Source organism: Sphingomonas ginsenosidivorax, assembly GCF_007995065.1.
GTDB classification, from domain to species: Bacteria; Pseudomonadota; Alphaproteobacteria; order Sphingomonadales; family Sphingomonadaceae; genus Sphingomonas; species Sphingomonas ginsenosidivorax.
This window is the reverse complement of record NZ_VOQR01000001.1, coordinates 1976218-1998281: the sequence shown is the minus strand read 5'-3', so window position 1 is coordinate 1998281 and position 22064 is coordinate 1976218. Positions and strand designations below refer to the sequence as shown.

The following is a 22064-nucleotide window of genomic DNA, read 5'->3' as shown; positions in this document are numbered from 1 at the left end:
ACGGATCTGCCCAATGTCACGAAGCTTTCGTCATTTCGACCCTGGCTCGCGGATCCTCTACGGCGAGGATTGCCTGGGCCAGCTGTCCGCCGAGCTGCGCCGGGTCGGTGCGAAGCGCGCGGTCGTCTTCTGCGGGAACACGATCGCGCGATCCGAACCGGGGCTGGAGACCGTGCGTGCGGCGCTCGGCGAGTTCTGCGTCGGTGCGTTCACGGGCGTCGCCGAACAGTCGCCCCTGCCTTCGGTCGAGGCAGCGGCGCGCCTGCTGGCCGAACGCGACGCGGATGCGGTCGTCGCGATCGGCGGCGGTTCGGCGGTCGTCACCGCGCGCGCGGCGAGCATCCTGTACGGCGAGGGCGGCGACATTCGCGATCTTTGCACCGTGTTCACGCCCGGCGCAGCCCCCAAGAGCCCCAGGCTTGCCAACCCCAAGCTGCCGCAATTCGTGATCCCGACGACGCCGACCACCGCCTTCGCGAAAAGCGGTGCTGCGGTGACGGTGGAGGACGGTCGCCGCCTGGCGCTGTTCGATCCGAAGGCGCGCGTGCAGGCGCTGTTCGTCCATCCCGCGTTCCTGCGCGCGACGCCGTGGCGGCTGACGCTCGATGCAGCGCTCGACGCCTTCGCACAGGGTGTTCAGGGTCTTGAGTCTGCGCGGCGTGAGCCGCTGGCGGATGCGCTGCTGATCCACGGCGTGCGGCTGATACGGCAGTCGCTGGACGATGCCAGGGATGGCGACAGCGATGCGGCGCGGCGCGACCTGGTACTCGCCGCGCAACTGATCGGGCAGGGCACTGATTTCGTCGGTGCCGGCATGGCGTCCGCGATCGGCCATGCGATCGGCGCGCGCTGCGCCGTCGGCAACGGACACGCCAAGGCGGTCGTGCTGCCGCACACTCTCGTCTTCAATAGCGCTGCAACCCAAGGGCGGCTGGCCGAACTGGCAAACGCGCTGGAACCGGGCAGCGGTGGCGATGCGAACGCACTTGCCGGCACCTGCACCGCGTTCTTCGCATCGCTCGACGTGCCCTCCCGCTTGCGCGACCTCGGCGTCCCGGAAGAAGCATTGCCGCTGATCGCCGCCGACGCCGCGCAGGACTGGTTTATCACGCAGAACCCGCGTGCCGTGAGCGCGGCGGACGTGGTCGCGCTTTTGCAGGTGGTCTGGTGAGCGAGCCTGCCTATGTGCCGCGGATCGTATCCGAGACGACGCGCGCGCACGTGCGCGGCGTGGACTACCGCGTGCGGCGCTGGGGACCGGTCGACGCCCCGCCACTGGTGCTGCTCCACGGCTCGCGCGACACGGCCGCGACCTTCCAGTTTCTCGTCGACTCCCTGCGCGGGACCTACCGCGTCATCGCCCCCGACTGGCGCGGGCATGGCGGCTCCAGCTGGACGCCTGGCAGCTATTGGCTGAGCGATTTCCTTCTCGACCTCGACCGGCTCGCGGACGATCTTGTCCCGGGACAGGCCGTGGCGGTCGTCGGTCATTCGATGGGCGGCAACATCGCCGCGCTGTTCGCGGCGATACGCCCCGCGCGCGTCAGCAAGCTGGTGCTGTTGGATTCGCTCGGCAGCCGACCCGACCAGAATCCGGTCGCGATCGCGGACGAGCTGGCGAAAATCCTCGCACAGCAGGATCATGCCGCGCGCTTTCGCCGCTATGCCGATGTGGCCGCGCTGGCCGACCGGCTCCAGCACCAGAACCGCCGGCTCGATCGTCCGCGTGCGCTGTTCCTTGCCGACGCATCCGCGCGCTCGTTGCCACAGGGGGGCGTGACGTGGCCACACGACCCCCGTTTCCATCGATCCTATCCCACGCTGCACAGCGTCGCCGAATGGGGGGCGTGCTGGCAGCGGATAACGATGCCCGTACTGGCGCTGCTCTCCAGCGATCCGCAGCCGGGCGCCGCGACCGCCGACGCCGCCGAGGTATCGCGCCGTGCCGCCTTCTTCCCCGATCTGACGGTGCGGCGCGTGGCCGATACCGGGCACAACCTGCATCACGACGCGACCGCTGTCGCGGCGGACGCGATCGACGCGTTCCTGCGTGGTGCCACGCTGCCGGACTGCGGTATCGACACCATCGAAACGAGGACAACAGCATGACCGACGCCAAGGTACTGATCGAACGGCACGGGCCGATCGCGCTGGTCACGCTGAACGACCCCGAGACGCGCAACGCGCTGTCGCCCGCCGTCGTCGCCGGGCTGGTCGCGTTTCTCGAAGGCGCGAACGCGGACGAGAGCCTTGGCTGCATCGTCCTGACCGGGGCAGGCGGCGCCTTTTGTTCGGGCGGCAATATCAAGGACATGCAGGAGGGCACGGATCCACAGTTCGCCGGCACGCCCGACCGGATCCAGGAAGCCTTCCGCGCGGGTATCCAGCGCATCCCGGCGCTGTTCGACGCGCTCGACGTACCGGCGATCGCGGCGGTGAACGGCGTCGCGGTCGGCGCCGGGTGCGACATCACCTGTATGTGCGACATCCGGATCGGGGCGACCCGCGCGAAGTTCGCCGAGAGCTTCCTGCGCGTCGGCCTGGTTTCGGGCGATGGCGGCGCGTGGTTCCTGCCCCGCGTCGTGGGCTATCCGCGGGCGATCGAGATGGCGCTGACCTGCCGCATGATCGAGGCTGACGAGGCCAAGGCATGGGGCCTGGTAACGCATGTCGTGGAGGCCGATGCGCTACTCGACACCGCGATGGAGATGGCGCGTACCATCACGGCCTTCCCGCCGCGAAGCGCGCGGCTCAACAAGCGGCTCATGCGCAAGTCGATGAGTCTCGATCTGGCCAGCTGCCTGGAATTGTCGGCCGCCTATCAGGCGATCGTCCAGCACACCGCCGACCAGAAGGAAGCCGTCGCGGCGCTACTGGAGAAGCGCCCCGCCCGGTTTACGGGGCGCTGAGGGAGCGTGGTCATCAAAGGGGCGGGGCGAGCGTCTCGAGCTTGCTCCGCCAGTCGTCGGGCAGCGGTGTCGGGCGCCGGCTGGCGCGTCCGACATAGACATGGGTGAAGGCGGCCTCCGCGACGGGCTGATCCTCGCCGATGCGGAAGGCGCCGAGTTCGTAGGTCACGCTGGAACGGCCGAGCCGACCGAGCGCGAGCCCGATCTCGACCGGCTCGGGATAGGCGACCGAGCGCGCATAGCGACAGCGCGTATCGACCACGAGGCCGATCGGGTCGCCCTGCGCGATGTCGAGCAGCCCCGCCGCGATCAGCCACGCGTTCACCGCGGTGTCGAACCAGTGGTAATAGATGGCGTTGTTGACGTGCCCATACGCGTCGTTGTCGCTCCACCGAGTCGTGATCGGCATCCAGGCGACATAATGCGCGCGGGGACGGAGGGGCGTCTGGGGCATCATGGTCCTTCCGGTCTGCGTCTCGTCGTATAGGCGCAGGACGGCGTTGCTGGCACCCCGGTCGCGAAAATCGGTCACGCGATTTCGCCGTTCCAGCGTGCGTCCTGCCGCTTTCTCCTTGGTCGATCGCGCGCCAGCGGGAATGATGCGCCCATGAAGATCGAAGCTGCCGTCCTGCGCACCCGTGGCGCGAGCCTGCCCTATGCCGAAAGCCGGCCCCTGCGGATCGAGACGCTCGATCTCGATCCGCCCGGCAAGGGCGAGGTGCTGGTCCGGATCGCCGCGGCGGGCCTGTGTCATTCCGACCTGTCAGTGATCAACGGCGACCGGCCGCGGCCTTTGCCGATGGCGCTAGGGCACGAGGCGGCGGGCGTGGTCGAAGCGCTGGGCGCGGACGTCACCGATCTCGCGGTCGGCGATCATGTCGTGATGATCTTCATGCCGAGCTGCGGGCATTGCCTGCCCTGCGCCGAGGGTCGCCCGGCCCTGTGCGCGCCGGGCGCGGCGGCGAACGGGGCGGGGACCCTGCTGGGCGACGGGGTGCGGATGCACGACGATGACGGCAGCGTGCACCATCATCTGGGTGTGTCGGCCTTCGCCAGCCATGCCGTGGTATCGCGCCGATCGCTGGTGAAGGTCGATCCCGACCTGCCGCTGCACGAGGCCGCGCTGTTCGGCTGCGCGGTGCTGACCGGCGTCGGCGCGGTGGTCAACACCGCCGGCGTCAAGGCGGGGCAGACCGTCGCGGTGATCGGGCTCGGCGGCGTCGGGCTGGCGGCGGTGCTTGGGGCGATCGCGGCAGGCGCGGCGCAGGTGGTCGCGGTGGATCTTGCCGACGACAAGCTCGCGCTGGCGACGGAACTCGGCGCGACCGCGGTGGTAAAGGCGGGCGCCGATGCGGTCGCCACTGTGCGTGCACTGACCGCCGGCGGGTGCGACGTGGTGCTGGAAATGGCGGGCTCGGTCCGCGCACTCGAAAGCGCGGTCGCGATGACGCGGCGGGGCGGCACCACCGTGACCGCCGGCCTGCCGCCGCCCGACGCGGCGCTCGCGGTCAACGTCGTCGCGCTGGTGGCCGACGAGCGTACGCTCAAGGGCAGCTATATCGGCACCTGCGTGCCGACGCGCGACATCCCACGCTACATCGCCTTGTACCGCGCCGGACGGCTGCCGGTGGACCGGTTGGTCAGCGGATACCTGACGCTGGCCGACATCAACGCCGGGTTCGACGAGCTGCACGCCGGGCGCGCAGTGCGCCAAGTCATCCGCTTCGATTGACCGATGCCGCTGGGATGCCCGCGGTAGCGCGAGATTTCGAACGCTACCTTGTCGACCGCCAAACCTACGACGAACGACGGCCGGCAGCCCTGCCTAGCGGCGAGCGTTCATACCGCGAGATCGGCACACGCCGTATCGCGGGCGCAAAGGCGGATCGGTCATAGCAAGCGTCGCGGGGCGAACCCAGGCGATCCGACGCTCAGCCGGATGCGTGGACCGCGTAGCGAAGGTGTACGGCGCCTGCGGCCAGGGGTTCGCAGCCTAGCAGGCATAGTGTGACTTTTCCTTTTAATCCGTCGCCTGCTGCCACGATCCGCTCGGCATCGACGCCGCCGTCCAGGGTCGGCGTCACCACGACACTGAGTTCGTCGACGAGCCCGGCGGAGAGGAACGCACCGTTGATTCCTGCGCCGCCTTCCAGCAGCACTGTCTTGATTCCGAGCTCTCGGTGCAGGGTCGCCAGTAGTGCGGCGAGGTCGATGTCGTCCGTCTCGGACACGATGTAGGATACGCCGTTGGCGGCGAGTTCTGCGAGGTGGGAGTCGTCGACGCTGCGCCCCAAGGCAACGACGACATGATCGCCGCCTATGTCCGGCTTGGCGAACCGCAGCTTGCCGGAGCGATCGATCGTGATCGCGAAGGACGACGCGTCGCGCGCCTGGAGCAGCAGCGGACGCGCGGGCGCGTCCGTGGTCGTCGGTGCGCGAGGTTCGCCCTTGGCCATTTCGGCCATGGTGACGCGTCCGACGATCCAGCCGTCGGCGTCGAGCCTGTCGTGGAGGCCTTCATAGGCACGGGTCCAGTCCTCGAGCGTTCCGTCGGGGCTCTGGGTATAGCGGCTGGGATGCAGACCGCCGTCGATCGACGCGGTCATTAGGCAGATGATGCGGGGACTGTTCATGGACGGACCAACGCCGCTATCCGAGAACGGGTCCGATCGTCAGTTCGCTGTGTCCCATGGGTCCCTGCCGACCGACGCGCCGCCCGTGGCGTCCAGGTCGAGCATCGGGCGGCGGCGGTCGTCATAGGTCGGCCAGAGAGGCGGCGGGATGCTGGTGCGGTCGCCGCGCGCGTTCGGGTTGCCGGTCTTGGCGAAATTGACCAGGTAGCCGCTGGCGAGCCGCGCGGCGGCGCGGTCGGTGGGGGTGGTGGCGGCGCCGTATTTGATCGCGGCCGTATCGAAGAAGAACGGGATGTCGGTCGCGTGCGCGGCGCCCTTCGTCTCGGTCGTGCGCGCCGACGTCGCGACGTAGGAGAAGCGGTAGTAATAGACGGGCACGTTCTGCGCAGCGAGGATGCCGGCGATCGCGCGGGCGCCGAGCGTCATCGGTCCGTTGCGTCCGCCGATATCGTCGCTGGTCGCCCCGACCATGATCGGCACCCTGGCGAACACCCCCGTTCGGTAGGCCGCGAGACTGTCGACGGCGTAGCGGCCGTCGACGACCGGCGGCGTGTACGTCACCGGCGTCGTCGTCGGCCGGTTCGCGAGGTTGAGGCCGTCCGTCACCGCATCCGCCGAGAGCGCGCGCAGCCTGGCGAGGGCGTGAGGATCGTCGGGGGCTATTCCCTTGCTGGCGGCGAACGCGACCCCGGCGGCCTCGGCGGCGGCGGGCGTCGCCTCGCCCAGCGCGATCGGCCCGCCGGACTGGACCACCGCGCGCGCGAAGAGCCCCTTGGTGATCGGGCTCGTGACGAGGGCGTGCACCGAGACGCCACCCGCACTCTCGCCGACGATCGTGACGTTCGCGGGGTCGCCACCGAGCGCGGCGATGTTGCGCTGTACCCAGCGCAGCGCAGCGACCTGGTCCATATAGCCGAAGTTCGCGGACGGTGGGCCATCCTCGCGCAATGCGTTCAGCTGCGGGTGCGCGAAGGTGCCGAAACGCCCCAGGCGATAGTTGAAGCTGACGACCATGATTCCCTGCCTGGCGAGATCGGTCCCGGCATACGTCGGCGGCGACGACCCGCCGTTGACGAACCCGCCGCCATAGATCCAGACCAGCACGGGCAGCCTGCGCTTGCCCGCCACGGGTTTCCAGACGTTCGCGTAGAGGCAATCCTCCGCGGGCGGCGTGCCGAGCGGCGCGGCGTCGCTCGGGAAGGGGAGTTGCATGCAGTCATGGCCGTAGGCGAGCGCGTCGCGCACCCCGGTCCAGGGTGCGGCCGGTTGCGGCGCACGCCACCGGAGCGCGCCGACGGGGGGTGCGGCGAAGGGAATGCCCTTCCAGGAAACGACGTCACCCGCGATCGCCCCGCGCGTGATGCCCGTGTCGATCGTGACGATTTCGGGTTCGCCGCGTGCGGCAGCATTGCTGGCTAGGACGAGGCCCACGAGGCCGATCCAACGGTACGATGCCAAGCCCATTTCTTTCGATCCCATCCCTGTCCGCCGCTGTAAGGACGGTTGATGGTCCATTCCTAGCGCGTTTTGGCGAACGCCACGACCGGCGTTCTCGAACCTTTTCGCTAACGCTTGCAGGTCGCACCCCGAACACCCAGCTATGTTGCACTGCACAACGCCGGATTGCGCGGCAGTCGCATCCCTCCGCGTTTTCCACTGTCGCCGAGAAGGGCTGCCGTGCCATCGATCTCTGATACCATCGCAAAATTCCAGCGCTTCAGTGCCGGGCTTCCGTCAGCAAGCGATACCGCCGATGCGAGTAGCCTCGTCCCGATGGAGGCGTTCGGGCGCAACCCGGGAGAGCTGCGCGCGCTGATTCACGTTCCGGCAGGGTTGCCATCGGGGGCGCCGCTCGTCGTCGTCCTGCACGGCTGCACGCAGTCGGCGGGTGCCTATGATCAGGGGTCGGGGTGGTCGGCGCTGGCCGATCGCTTCGGTTTCGCGGTTCTCTACCCGGAACAGCAACGCGGCAATAACCCCAACCTCTGCTTCAACTGGTTCTTCCCCGCGGACACCCGACGGGGTGGCGGGGAAGCCGAGTCGATCCGCGAAATGGTCGTCGCCGCGGTCGAACGCCACCGGCTGGATGCCGCACGGGTTTTCGTGACCGGCCTGTCCGCGGGTGGCGCGATGACGTCGGTGATGCTGGCGACGCACCCCGAGATGTTCGCCGCTGGCGCGATCATCGCAGGGCTTCCCTATGGCACCGCGAACACCATACCGGAGGCGCTCGAGCGGATGCGGGGGCAAGGTCATGATCGGGCAGGGCTGCGGGACCGCGTTCGTGCCGCCTCGGCGCACGGGGGACCATGGCCTGCCGTATCGGTCTGGCATGGAACCGCGGACAGGACGGTGAACGCAACCAATGCTGCGTTGATCGTCGAGCAATGGCGGGGGATCCACGGCGTGGAAACGCCGCCGGTAACCGAGCGGGTCGACGGGCAGGTGCACAGGAAATGGCACGACAAGGCGGGCCGTCCGGTCGTCGAGGAGTATGCCGTGTCCGGGCTCGGTCATGGTACGCCGATCGCAACGTCGGGCGACGAAGCCTATGGCGTTCCGGGTCCCCACATGCTCGAGGCCGGGATATCGTCGACGTACCGTATCGCAGCGTCGTGGGGCATCGTGCCGGCCATGGCGCCGACCCGGGCACGGTCCTCGACGGAGGCGCCTGTACCAGCGGCCCCCCGCCAGACGCGTGCCGCCGCGCGGTCCTTCGATCCGGGGCGGGTGATCGAGGACGCGTTGCGTGCCGCGGGGCTGAGGAAGCCGTAAGGCGGAGGAAGCTCGCCGTCGGTCGGGATTGCGCGAAAGCCGGCGCCGGACATGCGCTCAGCGTCGGGGGCGACAATCCTTCGGCAGGTCGTTCAGCGCGATGCGCGAGACCGTCCCGGCGTGAAGGTTCGTGAGCCACACGGCGCCGTGGCCGACGGACAGGGAATCGCCACCGTCTCCCGTCCACTGGCACAGCACGGTGGAGGTCGCGGCATCGATCGCGGTCAGCGGCGTCTTCATCATCGTCGTCCAGACGCGGCCCGCGCCATAGGCGATGTCCCCGCCCGGACCGGGCGTGTGGAGTGGCAAGGCAAGCGCGGGTCGACGCGCGGCGATATCGATCCGGCTGACATCGCCTTCGCCCTGGTTGAGCGTCCAGATCGCGCCGGCGCCCGCCGTGACGAAGCGGGGCGACTTGCCGACGACGATATGCTCGACGACCTTGGACGTGCTCGCGTCGACGACGGTGACTTCGGCATCCTCGACCCGCGTCACCCAGACGAAACCGTCGCTGAACACCGGATTGTACGACCCCGGCGGAACCTGGATGGTCCGGACCGACCCGTCAGCCGGGTCGATGCGCGCGAGCGTTCCGGTCTTGTCGGTCACCAGCCAGACGCTGCCCGCGCCGACCGCGACGCTCTGCTCGCCGCGTACCGGGCCGACATCGAACACACGGTCCAGCGCGCGTTTCCGGATATCGACCTTCGCCAGCTTCGGGACGGGGCCGCACAGCGGCACCCACACATAGTCGGCGTCGGCGGCGATGCCGGCGCAGGGGCGGCCAGGCAGTTCGATCGTGGTGACGCGGTTGGTCTTGGGATCGATCGCGTTGACCGAGTTCGGGCCGCTGCTGCCGACCCATACGCGGTCCGCTGTGATCGCGACCCAGTCCGCGGTCTTGCCGATCGGGATCGTCGCGGCGATCTTCAACGCCGTCATCGGCCTGACGACGGGGGGCGAGGCGGCGCGACCGGTCGCGGCGCTTGCCGAGGCCCCGACTGCCGCGAGCGCGAGCATCGCTACGCCGGTGCGGACCAGGTTGCGGCGATAGGACTTTGCGATCACGGTCACTCCTGAAGGACGTCGATGTTCGGTATAGGCAGCCCGGTACGCGGACCGGGTACCTCGGGAAGGGTGGGTCGTTCGGATGCCGCTATCGGTTCAACCGGCCGGTGCGCGAAGAGCCTTGCGAGCCCGTCCGTTTGCTAGCGGGCGCGCACCTCGAGCGAGGCGAGTTCTATACTGGAACCCAGCATGCCGATCGGTAGCGGCACGGCGACCTCCTCGCCGTCGACACCGCCGAGCCGCACCGCGATGACCCGCGCGCGGGTCGGAAACCAGGCCCGTACGGTTTCGATCGGCACGGAAACGCGCCACTTTCGCCCACCGAGCACCGTGACGGGGTGGCCGGCGAGCATGACGGGAGCGGTGGCGTCGGCGCGGTGCCCGGTCACCATCAGGCAGGTCGCGCTGCCACAATGTTCCAGGCGGGAGCGGGCGTCGATCCGTGGCGCGGCAGACGCTGTGGTTGCCGTCAGGATTGCGGCGGCGAGCGCGCCAAGGCGAAGGGGAAATGGCACCATGTCCGCGACGATCGGCCATCGTGCCGGAACACCCCATACGCACTTTGACGTAGCCGGTGATGGCCGTTGGCAGCGTGCGCGAGCGGATGTGACGGTATTCGCGCGCGCGATGGGTCGTTTGTCGTCGCGCGTGCGTTGCTGTAGCGTTGGTATCAGGTCGTCGGAGAACGATCTTGCTACGATGCAGGAGAAGATGATGATGTTGAAATTGGCTTTGGGATCGCTCGCCGTCCTCGCCCTGGCGCCCGCGACGGCTGCGATGGCCCAGCAGAACCCGTTCGCGAAGGAGTCGGTGGTGCTGGACCTCCGGAACATCGACCTGGCGACCGTGGAAGGGCAGCGGACGCTGGCGATCCGCGTGGATCATGCCGCTCGCGATGTCTGCGGCGACCGGCTCGACCGGATCCATCTCGCGATGGAAGCGCAGGCGCGTTCGTGCCGCGCCGCCGTCGCCGACGATGTCCGCTCGCGGATCGAGGCGCGGACGGCCAGTGTCGAGGGATCGCGCGGGACGCAACTCGCGATGCGCTGAGGTTGACGGACGGCCGCGTGACCTGATGGGATCACGGGGGAGTTTGCTAGCCTGAACGACGATGTGGCAACCGACGCGGGCCGGCGCTCGGCTCGCGTCGGCTGGTCGCGCCTTGCGCGCAGCGAATGGCTTCACGATGCCGCCTGTGCCCGCTAGCCTGTCGGGACGGCCTGGGTAACCGGGATTTTCGTCGTCGATCAGCCGAAGGTACGGGCAGCATGAGACTTTCGGAACGGCGTGCGCTGCATGCGGATGTGACCTTGCCGCGCGTCGTGTTCGCTTGACGTACGAGGCGCGCGTTTCGGCGGCTGAGAAAGCGCTCGAACGGGGCGATATCGCGCAGGCGGCGGGGCTTGCTGCCGCGCTGAGCAACGAGCGGCCGGATCTGTCCGATGGCGGGTATCTGCTCGGGCTGGTCGAGGCCGCTTCTGGCCGCATCTCGCGCGCGCTGCCGCTGGTCGAGCGCGCGGTCGCGCAGTCGCCGACACCGCAGCGGCTTTCGCAATATGCGCGGTTGCTGAGCCAGGGGCGGCGGGACGGTGAGGCGGGCCGCACGGCGCGCACGGCGCTGGCGCTCGACCCGCAGGATGCGCTCAGTCTCGATACGATCGGTTGCGTGCTGGCGCGGTTGGGCGACCACGAAGGATCTATCGTCCCGTTCAAGGGCGCGGTTGCCCGCGCCGGGGACGATATCGGCTTTCGCTACAATCTTGCCGCGGCCTGCGGGTTCACGGGCCGCATTGCGGAAGCGCGTGAGCATTACGAGGCGTTGCTGAGCCGGGCGCCGAACTATGCGCGCGCGCATTATGCGCTGGCGATCCTCCGACGGAACGACGCGACCGACAATCATGTCGATCGGTTGCGTGAGGTGTTGGCCGGTACCACCGATCCGCTGGACCTGATGCGCCTTCGCTACGCTTTGGCGAAGGAGCTCGAGGATTTGGGGCGCCACGACGAGGCGTATGCGGAGCTCGCCACGGCCAATGCCGCCCGCAAGCGGGACCTGGGGTATGATTTCGCGATCGACGCGTCGCTGTTCGACGCGCTTGAGGCCGGCTTTTCGACGGATGTCCTGGCGGGGACGGGCCTCGCCGACGCGGCGCCGATCTTCGTGATCGGCATGCCGCGCACCGGGACGACGCTGGTCGATCGCATCCTGTCCTCGCATCCGGACGTCGGATCGGCGGGCGAGCTGCAGGCGATGCCGCTGGCGGTCAAGGAACTGGCGCGTACCCCGTCGCGGGTCGTGGTGGATGCCGCCACGATTCACGCGTCGCTCGCTGCGGATCCGCGCGAGCTTGGCGAACGCTATATGGCGCGCGCGACGCCGCACCGGCCTGCGGGCACGGCGCGTTTCGTCGACAAGCTGCCGGCCAACATCCTCTATGCCGGTCACATCGCGCGCGCGCTGCCGCATGCCCGGATCGTCTGCTTGCGCCGCAACCCGATGGACACGGTGTGGAGCAACTTCAAGAATCTGTTCGCGCCGGGATCGCCCTATTATTTCTACTCGAACGACCTGATGGACACGGCGCGCTATTATGCGCGGTTCGATCGCCTGATGGCGTTCTGGCAGCGCCGGTTCCCCGGTCGCATCCTCGAACTCAGCTACGAGGCGCTCGTCGCCGATCAGGAGGGCGAGACGCGGCGGCTGCTCGCGCATTGCGGGCTCGGCTGGGATGCGAGCACCCTGGCCTTCCACGAGAACAAGGCCGCCGTTGCGACGCCCAGCGCGGCGCAGGTCCGTCGGCCGATCAACGCCGACGCGGTCGGACGCTGGCGGGTCCATGCCGATGCGATGGGGCCGGTGCGCCGGTTCTTCGAGGCGAACGGCATCGTCGTCGACTGAACGGCACGGGCAATACGACACGAAAGCGCCGCCCCGTCGCATGGACGGGACGGCGCTTTATGCCTGTTCGTCAGCTCACAGGTGGACGCGGACCTCCGCGCCGACCGTGCGCGGCTGGATCACGCCGAAGCCGTAGGACCGGATCAGCACGCCGTCATTGGCGCGTGCCATCGTGTAGTCGTTGGCCACGCGGGACACGGCATATTTGTCGAAGATGTTGTTGGAGAAGATCGACGCTTCCCAGATGCCCTTCTTGTACGTGATCGAAGCGCGGCTGGTGGAATAGCCGGGGATCGCCTCGCCATAGCCGCGCAGGCCTGTGGTCGAGTAGGTGTTGCTGCGCGCCGCGGTGCTCCACAAGAGGGTCAGGTCGGCATTCTCCGGCAACGGCACCGAATAGACCGCGGTGATCGATCCGGCATGCCTGGACGAGCCCGGCAGCCGATCGCCGTCGAACGCGTCACCTGCACCCGGGATATCAAAACTGCTGCTGATGCCCCCGATCAGGCCGGGCGCATCCTGCGTCAGCTTGGCGTCGAGATAGGTGTAGTTGCCCGACAGGTTCAGCTTGCCGAGCGCAAGCGACATCGACCCCTCGACCCCGCGGCTGCGCGCGCCGCCGGCGTTGGCGGTGATGCCCACGGCGCCGTTCTTCGTCTGGCTGCCCAGCTGCAGGTTCGTCCAGTCGATGTTGTAGAGATCGATCGAGCCCTGCAGCTTGCGGTTGAACAGGCTGTAGCGGACGCCGATCTCGTAGTTGGACGTCTTGTCCGGGCCATAGGCCAGCTCGTTGGGCAGCGCGCAGACATTCTGGCCGGGGGGTAAAGGCGTGATGCAGGGAGCGACGCGGTTGACGCCGCCGATGCGATACCCGGTCGAATAGGTGGCGTAGGCGAACAGCGCGGGGCTGAACTCGTAGGACGCATTCGCCTTGTAGACGAAGCCGTCGTCCTTGGTCGAACCGGTGCGGACCCGCGAGGGATCGAACTGGATCAGCGGATAGGGCGTGCGCCGACGGCCGCCCGACAGCAGCGGCGTGTCGGTCGCGCCCGAGATAAAGGCCTTGTACGAATAATAGCGGATGCCGCCGGTGAACTGCAGCTTCGGCGTGACGTGCAACGTCGCCTCGCCGAAGGTCGCGTATTCCTTCGTGTAGGTATCGGTGAACGAGATGTATTCCAGGCCGTCCGGGCGGACGAGCCCCTGGTAGAGCGTGCCGTAGAGGCTGCCGCGGCCGGTCGAATTGGCGGCGCCGAACTCGGGGAAGCCGGGGATGCGCTCTGCGCTGAAGGTGTAGCTCTTATAGTGGTTGTAGAAGCCGCCGATGATCCAGTTGATCGGCCCGCCATGGGTCGAGACGAGGCGGAGTTCCTGGTTGAACTGCTTGGGATCGCTGTCCGACGTGGTCGTGCCGGCGAAGGCGGGGAAGAGCTCGTAGTCATAGTCGAGATCGAGGAGGAGGTCGGCGATGTCGCTCTGGGTGTGCAGCTTCTGGTTGGAATAGGCGGTGGCGGAGACGAGCTGCGCGATGCTGCCGATGTCGGCCTCGACCTCGGCCGCGACCATGTCGAGCTTGCGGTGCGAGGGCTGCTCGACGCGTCCGCCATTCTCGTATTTGCCGGTGCCGAGCACGCCGCGGCAATTGGCATAGACGCACTGGCCGTCGGGGAAGGCGACGCCATTCGCGTTCGACTTATAGGTGGCGCCGTAGCCGCCATTCGTCTGTACGCCGTGGGTCTTGGTATCCTGGCGGATGTAGCTGAACGTCGGCCGCAGCCAGCCGAAGTCGAACCCCAGCTGCGCGCGAACAGAATAGGTCTGCTCGTCGTTCAGGTCCCTGCCGCGCCGCAGATTGGCCGCGACCGCGGCGGGATCGTTGAAGTTCGGCTGTGGCAGCGAAACGCCCAGCTGGCGGACCAGGAAGGGCGAATCCATGAAGCCCGGATCCCGGTAATAGCCCCCGGTGACGCGTAGCGCGACCTTGTCGGCGATGATCGGCAGGTTGATGGTCGCATCGGTGACCGATCCGAGACCGCGCGAATGCGCGACGTCGTAGACGCGGACATGGCCTTCCGCCTCGATCTTGCTGAAGTTCGGCCGGTTCGGGATGTAGCGGATCGCGCCCGCCAACGTGCCGAGGCCGTACAGCGTGCCCTGCGGCCCGAGCAGCGTCTCGACGCGGTTGATGTCGAGGAACTTGAAATCGACGTAGAGCGGAATTTCCCCGAGATAGACGCCGACCGCGGTGCTGCGGTTGGTCCCGTCGGGGCCCCCCGACGTGATGCCGCGCATGACGATGCTGTTGGCGGTGCGCGGCCCGGTTTCGGGTACGGTGAGACCGGGCGTGAAGAGGCCGATGTCGCCGATGTCGTCGAGACGCTTGCTCTCGAGGTCCGCACCACCGATCGCCGAGATGTTGATCGGTGCGGTCTGCAGCGAGACTGCACGCCGCGCGGCGGTCACGACGATCTCGTTCGATCCCTGCGGGTCCGTATCCTGTGTACCCTCGGCCACCGTTTCGGCGACCGGCTGCTGTTGCGCCTGCGCCGGCGTCATCAGGACGCCCGATAATATGGTTGCCGAGAGCAGCTGCAGCCGCATCCGTGCGCGATCGATCACGTGTGTCCCCTTTTGCCCACCCAAAGTGCCAGACGGCATCCCCCCCCGGGAGTATTCTGCCGGCGACTGCCGCCCATGCCGTCGATCGGTCCTGGTGCAGCGTCTCGGTCTCGTTGGAGCAAGGCTATGGAGGGGGGAGGCCGCGTTACATGTGTCGTTTGACGTAGCGCCTGGCGGCCCTCGGCGCGGCGCGCTGGACCATGGTTTCGGCCGCGCTTTCGGCCGCCTTCGACCGTGCGCCGTGCCTGCCTACGTTAAACGACGTAACGCCATGCGCGCGCAGTTCACATAGCGTCGGCGGATCAAGAAGATATCGGCCATACCAGCTTCATCGAAAGATCCGTCCATGAGTGGAACCGACACGCTCGAAAAGCCCTCGTACATGGTGAGCGCTCCCATCACCCGCGGGCTCGACAACCTCGGCAGGGTGCAGGGCGGGCCGGTGAAACAGGCGATCTTCACCCATTTCCAGCCGGTCTTCCTGATCGCCGTCGTCGGCTTCTATTATTATGCACCTGCCGCGTGGATCAAACCGTCGGTGACGTTGTGGATCGGCATCGGCGTCAAGCTGATGATGCTGGCGATGGAGTGGATCAGTCCGCGCTACAAGAGCTGGGAGCATACGTGGAAGGAGCTGGCCTGCGACACATTCTATGTCGCGATGGGCATGATGATCGTGCGCGTGGTCTTCGGTCCGATCAACAGCGATGCCATCATCGGCTGGTTCCAGGATAATTTCGACATCGCGAAGTTCGCCTGGTTCATCGGGCTGCCATTGCTGCTGCAGGCCTTCCTGATCTCGTTCATCGCCGATTATTTCCAGTATTGGATGCACCGCGCGATGCACAACTGGTACCCGCTATGGGTCGCGCATGCCCCGCATCACTACCTCACGCAGCTGAATGTCCAGAAGGGCAGCGTCGGCAACCCGGTCGAGATCTTCCTGATCGGCCTGGGCGTTGGCGGGCTGTTCGACTTCCTGCCGCGGGCCGCACTGCTGGCGGGCGCGTTCGGCCTGGCGGTGAGCGGCTATCAGCACTGCAACATCCGCTTCAACACGCCCAAATGGTGGTTCAAGGTCTTCAACACGACCGAGCACCACAGCCTGCACCACGCGCAGGATTACGAGAGCACGCGCAGCAACTATTCGGGCACGTGGATCTTCATCGATCGCATGCACGGCACCTGCCGGGACGGCGAGGCGGAGTTGCTGGGGCAGGATGGCGGGCGCCGCATGTCGGTCTGGGAAACGCTGCACTACACCTTCACCGAGCCCTACAAGCTGCTCAAGGGGAAGTTCGCCCGTCGCGATCCGCACGACACGCGCGAGACGATGGGCATCGCACCTGCGGAATGATGGCGCGGGCGTGCTCGCGCAGGGCGCGAAACGCCAATCTTCCCGAAGCGCCTTGCGGGACCGGTCGGCAAGGAACCGGCAGCGGGTTCGGCCGGTCCCGCGGCCGGTCTCTGTGACAGCTTTCCAAAGGACTATCGTGTGAACCTACGCTACGTCGACTGGATCTGGCGGATAAAGGGGACGCTGCCGATCGACCCGCTCCATGGCCCGGAGACGGTGTTCGGGAAGCTGGCGAGGCTGTTTCACGAACCGAACACGACCTCCGAGGTCGAGGGCGATACGCTGGTCTTCACCAAGAAGAACCAGCTTCCGCAGGACAAGATGTCGGTTTTCGATAGCGGCACGTTGCGCGTCGCCGATGGCGTCCTGCGCTACGACCTGATGAGCCGTGCACTGCTCGCCTGTTTCCTGTCGCCGCTGCTGTTCTTTGCCGTGGGCCATGTCGGCGTCGCCTTCGACACCTGGCGCAATCCGCCGGAAGTGGTGAAGGCGAAGGCCGAGGCCGCGAAGCGACGCTCGAAGATCAAGCCCGAGACCGTGCCGATGAGCCCGATCGACAAGTTCCTGGGCGCGCCCAAGCCCGAGAAGAAGAAGAAGGGCGACGAGGAGATGGGCAAGCGCAACAAGAAGCCGTCGATGACGACCGCCTACGTCTTCATGGGAATCTTCTTCGCGCTGTGGATCCTCGGGCGGATCCTCGAGCATGTGCGGATCCATTCCCGATTCCGCAGGATGTTGGCGGGGGACGACATGGCGTCCATGCCGGCAGGGGCGCCGATGATGGATGCCCTGGGTCGCGGCGCCTAATCGACAGACCCCTAGGCGCCCATCACCGGCGAGGGGCGTCTTCATCGCCTGAGCCGCGTGGGCGTTGCTCGTGCGCAGCGGGCAGGGCATGGTCGCCGGCATAACCGAGAGGAATTCCAGCCATGCTCCGACCCATTATCGTTCTCGCCTGCGCCGCTGCCCTGGGAACGGGGGGTGCGTCCGCCCAGTCCGTCCGCCCCTCGAAGGAGATCGTGGCCGCGATCGCATCGCCCGACCGCACCCCGGCCAACCGCGCGCGCGACGGCTACAGGCACCCGGCCGAGACGCTGGCTTTCTTCGGGGTGGCGCCGACGCAGACGGTGGTCGAGTTCATCCCGGGCGGCGGCTGGTACACCGAGATCCTGGCGCCGATGCTGAAGGGCCGCGGTCGCTACGTCGCGTTCGTGCCGACGTCGCAGGCCGAGCGGCTGCGTACGACGCTGGCGGGCAAGACCGCCCAATATGGCGCGACGCAGCTCCAGACCATCGACTTCAAGACCGGCGTCTCGACGATGCCCGCCGGGACCGCGGACGTCGTGGTGACGTTCCGCAACGTCCACAATCTGCTGATGCAGGATGATCCGGCCGTCGCCGCGCGCGTGTTCAAGGCCTTCCACGACATGCTGAAGCCGGGCGGCGTGCTGGGCGTGGTCGACCACCGGCTGCCCGAGGCGATGGATACCGCGCGCGAGAAGTCGAGCGGCTACCTCAAGCGCTCGACGATCATCCGGCTTGCGCAGAATGCCGGCTTCCGGCTGGCGGGCGAGTCCGAGATCAACGCGAACCCGAAGGATACGCATGATCATCCCGAGGGCGTGTGGACGTTACCGCCGACCTATCGGTTGAAGGACGTCGACCGCGCCAAATATGCTGCGATCGGCGAAAGCGATCGCCTGACGCTCAAGTTCGTGAAGGCGCGCTGACGGCAGGCGGCGTGGGACCGCCTGCAGGGGATCTCACGCCGCGTCGGCGACGGCGACGCGCAGGCTGTCCAGCGTCTCGTCGAAGGGGATCTGGCAGGACAGGCGCGACGTCGGCGTGCGCGTCGACAGGTCCGCGAGCAGCTCGGCTTCCTCGTCGCTCATCGGCGCGAGGCGGTCGAGATCGGCCGGGTCGACGATCACATGGCAGGTCGCGCAGGACAGGCAGCCGCCGCACAGCGCGCGCAGCTCGTCGATCCCTGCATCGCGGATGATCTCCATCACCGAGAGGCCGCTGGCGGCGAGCAGTTCGCGGATTTCGCCTTCGAGCGTCGTTACGATCAACTTTGACATGATGGACCTTCGGTAAGGGGCCCCGCGGTTGCCCGCGGCGGCGGCGCGGCAATGCCGCGTGGTGGATGATGGGATTGCGGGACGGGGAGGGGCGGTTGCGGCGGCGGGGGCGGGGGCGGCCTCGACCGCGTTCCGCCGCCGCTCCGCTCAATAGTGGAGGCGGAACTCGACGCCGACGCGACGCGGCGTCAGCACGCCGCGCGAATAATAGCGTTCGACGACGTCGCTGCGCACCTGGTTGTACGATGAGCGATCGTTGCTGATCGCGGTCACCGCATATTTGTCGAAGATGTTGTCGGCGAACACGCCGACCTCGAACTGGCGGGTGATGTAGTTCAGCGAGGCGCTCTGCGTCGTGTAGTGCGGGATCGCCTCGCCATTGCCGCGCAGGCCGACGCGCGAATAGATGTTGCCGCGATAGACGCTCGCGACCGTCGCCTGGACCTTGCGCCCGTCGCCGAGCGGCTGCGTGTAGATCAGCTGCGCGCTGCCCGAATTCTTGGCCGACCCCGGCAGCCGGTCGCCGTCGAAGGCATCGTCGCGAACGCCCTGGCTGACGACGAGCCCGGCGGCATCGCGGGTCAGATGCGCATCGACATAGGAATAGGTGCCGATCAGCGAGAGCTTGGGCGTGATCTTGAGCGTGCCCTGGAAATCGAAGCCCTGCGACACCGCCTCGGCACCGTTGACGGTGATGCCGATCGCTCCGTTGAGCGTCTGGCTCGGCACCTGCACGCCCGACCATTTGACGCGGTAGCCGTCGACGGTGAGCTGGAGTCGTTTGTCGAACAGGCTGGCGCGCACGCCGAGTTCGAGATTGCGGGTCCGGTCGGGACCGTAGAACAGCTCGTTGGGCAGCGCGCACAGCACCTGGCCACCCGATGCCGCGCGATCGAGGTCCGCCTGGGTGCAGGCGATGACCTGGTTCGCGCCGCCGACGCGGTAGCCGGTCGAATAGGTGAAATAGGCGAGCAGGTCGTCGCTGAACTTGTACGAGGTGTTCGCCTTCCAGACGATGCCGTCCTTGCCGGTCGAGCCAGGCTTGAACCGGTTCGCGTTGATCGTCGTCGACGGATAGGCGCCGATGCCGACGCCGATCAGCGGGAGAGCCGACCCCCCGACGACGGTCGCGTCATATTTGAAATAGCGGATGCCGCCGGTCACCTGCCATTGATCGGTCAGGTGGAGCGAGGCCTCGCCATAGAGCGCCTTCTCGACGGTCTTGCTGTTGAGCTTCGAGATGTATTCGAGGTCGTCGGTCCGCCCGAGCCCCGCGAAATTGGAAAAGCCCGGCGTGTATTCGAGCCGGTCGCTGGCGTATTTCAGCCGGTTGTAGAACCCGCCGACCACCCAGCTGACCGGGCCGCCATGCGTCGAGACCAGGCGGACCTCCTGGTTGAACTGCTTATAGCGGCGCTCGTTGTTCGCGTAGGACGAGAAGGCGGGGAACGCCTCGTAGCCGTAATCGAGATCGAGCAGCAGGTCGGTGTTGTCGTCGACGCTCTCGATATGCTGCTTTGTATAGGCGGTGGTGCTGACGAGCTGCGCGATGTTGCCCAGGCCGATGTTGAATTCGGCGGAGAACAGGTCGGCGCTGCGGTCGACGGGCTCGAGATAGCGGAACGGCGCCTCGTACTTCCCGGTGCCGAGCACGCCCGAGCCATTGGCCTGGCGACCGCCGGTCTTGGTGGTCTGGTGCGCGTAGGTCAGATACGCCTTGATGGCGGGATTGACCTCGAGCAGCAGCTGGTTGCGCGTGGTGAAGGTGTGTTCGTAGTTGACGTCCTCGCGGCGCCTGAAGTTCGCGGCGTAGTCGTCGGTCGTGCCGAGCGACCCGGTCGACGTTGCGGTCGCGCGGCCGGGCTGCGGGTTCGAGACGCCGGGCCGCTGCAGCAGGTAGTTGTAATCGATGAAGCCGGCATTGTCGTAATAGCCGGTCGAGGTGCGGAACGCGACATGGTCCTTGATGATCGGCACGTTGACCGCGACGTCGCCGACGCCGCCGAACTCGTCCGAATGCGACTGCGCATAGCCGCGGCCGTGGACGTCGACGGTGAAGTTGTTCGTATCGGGCCGGTTGGGGATGTAGCGCACCGCGCCGGCGAGCGTGCCGAGGCCATACAGCGTGCCCTGCGGCCCTTGCAGCACCTCGACGCGTTCGACGTCGATGAGCTTGAAATCGAGGTAGAGCGGGACCTCGCCCAGATAGACGCCGACCGAATTGCCGCTGTTGGCGCCGAATACGCTGGTATCGCCCGAGGCGATGCCGCGCAGGATGATGCCGCCGGTCGACGCCGGGCCGGTGTCGGCGACGGTGACGCCGGGGGTGAACGAGGCGAGCGAGCGGATGTCGTCTAGGCGCTGTGATTCGATCGTCGCGGCGGAGACCGCGCTGATGTTCATCGGCGCGTCCTGCAGCGTCGTGGTGCGGCGGCTGCCCGTGACGATGATCTCGTTGGTGTCGCTGCTGCTGCTGCTGTCCTGCGGAGCGTCCTGTGCCAGAGCGGGGGCACCCGTGACGCCCATGAGGGCGGTCGCGCACAATAAGCCTGCGCGATAGAAACCTGGTACCATTCAAAAGCCCTTTTGCGGTGAAGCGCGTCGCTTCCGGCGTGTGTGGTGGCGCGTCATGTCGACGCCGTTCGCCTGGGGGCAGAGTGTGGGCTTTGCCGCCGGACCGACATGGGTTGTTTGACGTAAGCGGACGATATTCCCGGCCTTTTTCAGGTGCGTGCGTCAAACGGCGTATGTCGGCGTGCGCCATCGCGGCTAAACCTCGCCGCATGACCCCAACCGTCCCGCGCCGCGCCGTCGCGCTTTGCCGATCCGCCGCGCTGGGGGTCGCCGCGCTGTCCGTCGTGGGTGCGACGTCGGGCGCCGTCGGGCCGCGCTTTGCGCCATGGATCGACGGCACGCGCCCGGCCGAACCAGAGACGCAGGTCCAGCGGATCGATGCCGACACCGTCGTCATCCGGCAGTCGGTAAAGACGAATTTCGAGGCGCCGTTCCTGTACCTGCTGTTCGGGCGCGAGCGCGCGCTGCTGATCGACAGCGGTGCCGGCGGGCTGCGGATCCGGCCGACGGTCGACCGGCTGGTCGCCGAATGGCGCGGGCGCCACGGCAACCGTCCCGCCCGGCTGATCGTCGCGCATTCGCATGGGCACGGCGATCATCATGGCGGCGACGACGAGTTCCGCGACCGGCCGGATACCGAGATCGTCGGGCTGATGCCGGAACAGGTTGCCGCCTTCTTCGGCATCGCGCGCTGGCCCGACGGGATCGGCCATTACGATCTCGGCGGCCGCGTGGTCGATATCGTACCGACGCCGGGGCACGAGCCCGCGCACATCATGGTCTATGACGCGCGGACCCGGCTGATCTTCTCGGGCGACATGCTGTATCCGGGGCGGCTGTATGTGCCGACCGACCGCTTCGCCGCGTTCCGCGCGAGCGTCGACCGGCTTGCGGCGTTCGTGGCGACGCATCCGGTCCGGGCGCTGCTCGGCGCGCATATCGAGATGACGAATACGCCCGGGCAGGATTATCCGATGCGGGCGTCGACGCATCCCGCGGAGCACCCCCTGGCGCTTCCCGTCTCGGCGATCGCGGCGTTGCAGGCGGCAGCGCGGTCGGCCCCGGCGATCGATCGCCACCGGGATTTCATCGTCTATCCGGTTGCCCCGAAGCCGCGTTGATAATCGCGAGCGGCCTGGATCGCGTCAC

At 67.5% G+C, this 22064-nt stretch carries 19 protein-coding genes; 11 read left to right on the top strand and 8 right to left on the bottom strand.

Annotated features, from left to right (window positions below; translation table 11 throughout):
- Positions 1 to 13: 13 nt before the first annotated feature.
- Genes FSB78_RS09040 through FSB78_RS09030 form a run of 3 tightly spaced genes read left to right on the top strand, consistent with a single transcriptional unit; the run spans position 14 to position 2909 of the window.
- A complete protein-coding gene (locus FSB78_RS09040; protein ID WP_147082011.1) occupies positions 14 to 1171 on the top strand; it encodes an iron-containing alcohol dehydrogenase family protein in 1158 nt (385 codons plus the stop codon).
- On the top strand, positions 1168 to 2109 hold the full coding sequence (locus FSB78_RS09035; RefSeq protein ID WP_158637983.1) for an alpha/beta fold hydrolase: 942 nt from the start codon (positions 1168 to 1170) through the stop codon (positions 2107 to 2109). Before FSB78_RS09040 ends, FSB78_RS09035 begins: the two co-directional genes overlap by 4 nt.
- The gene (locus FSB78_RS09030; RefSeq protein ID WP_147082007.1) at positions 2106 to 2909 is read left to right on the top strand and encodes an enoyl-CoA hydratase-related protein; all 804 of its coding nucleotides are present in this window, start codon (positions 2106 to 2108) and stop codon (positions 2907 to 2909) included. The genes FSB78_RS09035 and FSB78_RS09030 overlap by 4 nt, the downstream gene beginning before the upstream one ends.
- Before the next feature lie 13 nt (positions 2910 to 2922).
- Here the strand turns inward: FSB78_RS09030 and FSB78_RS09025 are convergent, their stop codons facing one another.
- Positions 2923 to 3441 (bottom strand): acyl-CoA thioesterase, encoded by a 519-nt coding sequence (locus tag FSB78_RS09025; RefSeq protein WP_242008146.1) that lies wholly within the window; start codon positions 3439 to 3441, stop codon positions 2923 to 2925.
- 75 nt (positions 3442 to 3516) lie between these two features.
- Between FSB78_RS09025 and FSB78_RS09020 the strand changes: the two genes are divergently transcribed.
- On the top strand, positions 3517 to 4641 hold the full coding sequence (locus tag FSB78_RS09020; RefSeq protein ID WP_147082002.1) for a zinc-dependent alcohol dehydrogenase family protein: 1125 nt from the start codon (positions 3517 to 3519) through the stop codon (positions 4639 to 4641).
- Positions 4642 to 4840: 199 nt separating this feature from the next.
- On the opposite strand, the gene FSB78_RS09015 is transcribed toward FSB78_RS09020, so the two are convergent.
- Together FSB78_RS09015 and FSB78_RS09010 are read right to left on the bottom strand one after the other, a co-directional pair.
- Positions 4841 to 5542, bottom strand: coding sequence for a dihydrofolate reductase family protein (locus FSB78_RS09015; protein WP_147082000.1), 702 nt, complete (start codon positions 5540 to 5542; stop codon positions 4841 to 4843).
- 39 nt (positions 5543 to 5581) lie between these two features.
- On the bottom strand, positions 5582 to 7006 hold the full coding sequence (locus FSB78_RS09010) for a carboxylesterase/lipase family protein (RefSeq protein WP_199743147.1): 1425 nt from the start codon (positions 7004 to 7006) through the stop codon (positions 5582 to 5584).
- Positions 7007 to 7219: 213 nt separating this feature from the next.
- Between FSB78_RS09010 and FSB78_RS09005 the strand changes: the two genes are divergently transcribed.
- On the top strand, positions 7220 to 8317 hold the full coding sequence (locus tag FSB78_RS09005) for an extracellular catalytic domain type 1 short-chain-length polyhydroxyalkanoate depolymerase (protein ID WP_242008144.1): 1098 nt from the start codon (positions 7220 to 7222) through the stop codon (positions 8315 to 8317).
- A gap of 57 nt (positions 8318 to 8374) precedes the next feature.
- Here the strand turns inward: FSB78_RS09005 and FSB78_RS09000 are convergent, their stop codons facing one another.
- Positions 8375 to 9385, bottom strand: a complete 1011-nt coding sequence (locus tag FSB78_RS09000; protein WP_147081996.1) for a Vgb family protein — start codon at positions 9383 to 9385, stop codon at positions 8375 to 8377.
- 140 nt (positions 9386 to 9525) lie between these two features.
- Complete coding sequence (locus FSB78_RS08995) at positions 9526 to 9903, bottom strand: hypothetical protein (protein WP_147081993.1); 378 nt, start codon at positions 9901 to 9903, stop codon at positions 9526 to 9528.
- Between FSB78_RS08995 and FSB78_RS19490 the strand changes: the two genes are divergently transcribed.
- Both FSB78_RS19490 and FSB78_RS08985 read left to right on the top strand, forming a co-directional pair.
- Complete coding sequence (locus FSB78_RS19490) at positions 9902 to 10435, top strand: UrcA family protein (protein ID WP_242008143.1); 534 nt, start codon at positions 9902 to 9904, stop codon at positions 10433 to 10435. The genes FSB78_RS08995 and FSB78_RS19490 overlap by 2 nt on opposite strands.
- A 280-nt stretch (positions 10436 to 10715) precedes the next feature.
- Positions 10716 to 12284, top strand: coding sequence for a tetratricopeptide repeat-containing sulfotransferase family protein (locus tag FSB78_RS08985; RefSeq protein WP_147081991.1), 1569 nt, complete (start codon positions 10716 to 10718; stop codon positions 12282 to 12284).
- Between the two features lie 75 nt (positions 12285 to 12359).
- On the opposite strand, the gene FSB78_RS08980 is transcribed toward FSB78_RS08985, so the two are convergent.
- Positions 12360 to 14903 carry a TonB-dependent receptor gene (locus tag FSB78_RS08980; RefSeq protein ID WP_242008142.1) on the bottom strand — a complete coding sequence of 848 codons (2544 nt, stop codon included), beginning with the start codon at positions 14901 to 14903 and terminating at the stop codon, positions 12360 to 12362.
- A 346-nt stretch (positions 14904 to 15249) separates the two neighbouring features.
- On the opposite strand from FSB78_RS08980, the gene FSB78_RS08975 reads away from it, so the two are divergent.
- From FSB78_RS08975 to FSB78_RS08965, 3 genes are all read left to right on the top strand, one after another.
- Positions 15250 to 16260 carry a sterol desaturase family protein gene (locus tag FSB78_RS08975; protein WP_147081989.1) on the top strand — a complete coding sequence of 337 codons (1011 nt, stop codon included), beginning with the start codon at positions 15250 to 15252 and terminating at the stop codon, positions 16258 to 16260.
- A gap of 138 nt (positions 16261 to 16398) precedes the next feature.
- Entirely contained in the window at positions 16399 to 17067 is a 669-nt protein-coding gene (locus FSB78_RS08970; RefSeq protein ID WP_199743146.1) for a hypothetical protein, read from the top strand.
- A 122-nt stretch (positions 17068 to 17189) separates the two neighbouring features.
- Positions 17190 to 17990, top strand: a complete 801-nt coding sequence (locus FSB78_RS08965) for a class I SAM-dependent methyltransferase (protein WP_147081987.1) — start codon at positions 17190 to 17192, stop codon at positions 17988 to 17990.
- Positions 17991 to 18023: 33 nt separating this feature from the next.
- Here FSB78_RS08965 and FSB78_RS08960 read toward each other — a convergent pair whose 3' ends face one another.
- Both FSB78_RS08960 and FSB78_RS08955 read right to left on the bottom strand, forming a co-directional pair.
- Entirely contained in the window at positions 18024 to 18341 is a 318-nt protein-coding gene (locus tag FSB78_RS08960) for a 2Fe-2S iron-sulfur cluster-binding protein (RefSeq protein ID WP_147081985.1), read from the bottom strand.
- A 147-nt stretch (positions 18342 to 18488) separates the two neighbouring features.
- On the bottom strand, positions 18489 to 20885 hold the full coding sequence (locus tag FSB78_RS08955) for a TonB-dependent receptor (RefSeq protein WP_338419964.1): 2397 nt from the start codon (positions 20883 to 20885) through the stop codon (positions 18489 to 18491).
- A gap of 239 nt (positions 20886 to 21124) precedes the next feature.
- On the opposite strand from FSB78_RS08955, the gene FSB78_RS08950 reads away from it, so the two are divergent.
- The gene (locus FSB78_RS08950; RefSeq protein ID WP_147081980.1) at positions 21125 to 22036 is read left to right on the top strand and encodes an MBL fold metallo-hydrolase; all 912 of its coding nucleotides are present in this window, start codon (positions 21125 to 21127) and stop codon (positions 22034 to 22036) included.
- Positions 22037 to 22064 lie beyond the last annotated feature (28 nt).